Source organism: Nocardioides sp. (assembly GCF_031422975.1).
Classification (GTDB): domain Bacteria; phylum Actinomycetota; class Actinomycetes; order Propionibacteriales; family Nocardioidaceae; genus Nocardioides.
The window spans coordinates 1-2,498 of sequence record NZ_JANPEO010000364.1; the positions used below are offsets into that span (position 1 = coordinate 1).

Sequence of the window (2,498 nt, forward strand, 5' to 3'; positions counted from 1 at the left end):
CACGGCCTACTTCGACGAGGTCTGGGAGGACGCGACCCACGTGCTGGTCGTCACCTTCCAGGCCGGGGAGTGGGCCATCGTGCGACTCGGTCTCGACGGCTCGATGGAGTATGCCGTCGAGCCGGTCGCCGACAACGGCACCATGACGTCCCGGTTCCGGCTGCAGACGCGGTGACCCTGCTCAACTTTGGGTAAAGCTCAGAACCCTGAGACGGACTCAGGGACTATCCGGATGCGCGAGACCGGTGATGTCGGGTTGACTGTCGCCATGCACCGCAAGATCGCCGGCTCGCTCACCGGCCCCGCAACCAAGTGGATCGTGCTCATCGCCTGGCTGGCCGTCGCCGCCGGCTCCTCCATGTTCGCCTCCAAGCTCATCGACGTCCAGAACAACGAAGCCTCCTCGTGGCTGCCCGCGAGCGCCGAGTCGACGCGCGCCCTCGACAAGCTCGGGGCGTTCCAGGACGTCAACGCGATCCCCACCCTCGTGGTCTACGAGCGCACAGGGGGCCTCACGGAGGCTGACCTCGCGGCCATCGAGGCCCAGGCGGTCGAGTTCGCCGGACTCGATGGCATCGACGAGCCCGCCGCTGACCGGCCGCCGGCCGTTGTCAGCCCGGCCACGGCCGAGCAGATCGGCTTCCCGGCGGTGTCCGGGGACGGCGAGGTCGCCCAGACCCAGGTGACCTTCGACTTCGGCAAGGACGGCTGGAACGCGCTGCCAGACGCCGCGGACGAGATCCGCGGCATTGCCGAGATGGACGGCGTCAACGTCTACATCGCCGGTCTGGGAGGCCAGGCGGCCGATGCGGCCGAGGCCTTCGGCGGCATCGACACGACCCTGCTCTTCGCCACCCTCGGCGTGGTGATCCTGATCCTGCTCTTCACCTACCGCAGCCCGATCCTGTGGGTGCTGCCGATCATGTGCGCGGGCATCGCCCTGTTCACGTCGGAGGCGCTGATCTACCTCCTTGCCAAGTACGCCGACCTGACGGTCAACGGCCAGTCGCAGGCGATCTTGACGATCCTCGTCATCGGCGCTGGCACCGACTACGCCCTGCTCCTGGTGGCGCGCTATCGAGAAGAGCTCCGCCGCCATGAAGACCGACACGAGGCCATGGCCTATGCGCTGCACCGCGCCGCCCCCGCCATCTTCGCCAGTGCGGCGACCGTGGTGCTCGGCATGATGTGCCTGCTGTTCGCGGAGATGAACTCCACCGCCGGCCTCGGCCCGGTGGCCGCGATCGGCATCTCGGTGACCTTTCTGGTCATGGTCACGCTGCTGCCTGCCCTGCTCGTCATCACCGGTCGCTGGATCTTCTGGCCGCGCCGCCCCGGCTTCCGCTCTCCGGAGCCGACGCAGACCGGCCTCTGGGCCAAGGTGGGTCGACGGATCGTGCCCAGGCCACGCCGCGTGTGGGTCGGCACGAGCCTGATCCTCGCCGTCTGCTGCCTCGGGCTGTTCACCCTCGACACCAACGGTCTCGCGACCGAGGACACCTACACCAAGGAGTTCGAGTCGATCACCGGCCAGAAGGTGCTCGTGGAGCACGACCTGGTCGACCAGTCCAACACCGTGGCCGTCGTCGCCAACGCCGCGCAGGGTGACGCCGTGGCCGCGGCCATGACCGGCATCGACGGGGTCGAGAACCCCAAGGCGCCGCTGGTCAAGGACGACGTCGCCTTCATCGAGGCCGCGATCGATGCCGATCCCTCGTCGCCGGCCGCGTTCGAGGCCGTGTCGTCCGTGCGCGAGGCGGTGCACGCGGTCGACGGCGCCGGCGCCCTGGTCGGCGGCGCATCGGCGTTCTACCTCGACACGAAGCAAGCAGCCAACGCCGACAACGTGCTGATCATCCCGATCATCCTGCTCGTCGTGTTCCTGATCCTGGTGGCGCTGCTCCGCTCGGTGCTGGCGCCGCTGATCCTGGTCGGCACCGTGGTGCTGTCCTTCGGGGCCGCGTTGGGCATCAGCTCGGTGCTGTTCAAGTATGTGTTCGGCTTTGCCGGCTCCGACCCGGGGTTCCCGCTGTTCTCGTTCGTGTTCCTGGTGGCCCTGGGCATCGACTACAACATCTTCTTGATGACGCGAGTCCGCGAGGAGACGATGCACCTGGGCACCCGCAGGGGTTCGCTGGTCGCGCTGACCTCGACGGGCGGCGTGATCACCAGTGCCGGTCTGGTTCTCGCGGCCACGTTCCTGGTGCTCGGGACGATCCCGGTCGTCTTCTTGGCCCAGCTCGGCGTGGCGGTCGCGCTGGGCGTCATCCTCGACACGATGATCGTCCGCTCGGTGCTCGTCACCGCGATCAACATGGACCTCGGCGGCAGGATCTGGTGGCCGAGCACCCTCGACAGCGAGGACCACCACCTCAGTGCCGCCGAGATCCAGGAACCGATCGAGACGGTGCACTGACGTCTGCGGGCGGGCGGACTGGGAGGATATGGCCATGGAGCCCACCACCGCCCAGATCCGCCGGGCGCTCGTCCGCGCAGAA

The 2,498-nt window shown here is 68.1% G+C and carries 1 protein-coding gene; it reads left to right on the forward strand.

Annotation, left to right across the window (positions count from 1 at the left end; all coding sequences use genetic code 11):
* The first annotated feature begins 268 nt into the window (after positions 1 to 268).
* The gene (locus RMO85_RS11010) at positions 269 to 2,416 is read left to right on the forward strand and encodes an MMPL family transporter (protein WP_310528768.1); all 2,148 of its coding nucleotides are present in this window, start codon (positions 269 to 271) and stop codon (positions 2,414 to 2,416) included.
* Positions 2,417 to 2,498: the final 82 nt, after the last annotated feature.

Coding starts and splice junctions, on each gene's coding strand:
- RMO85_RS11010 (WP_310528768.1), top strand. CDS start 269: ATGCACCGCAAGATCGCCGGCTCGCTCACCGGCCCCGCAACCAAGTGG.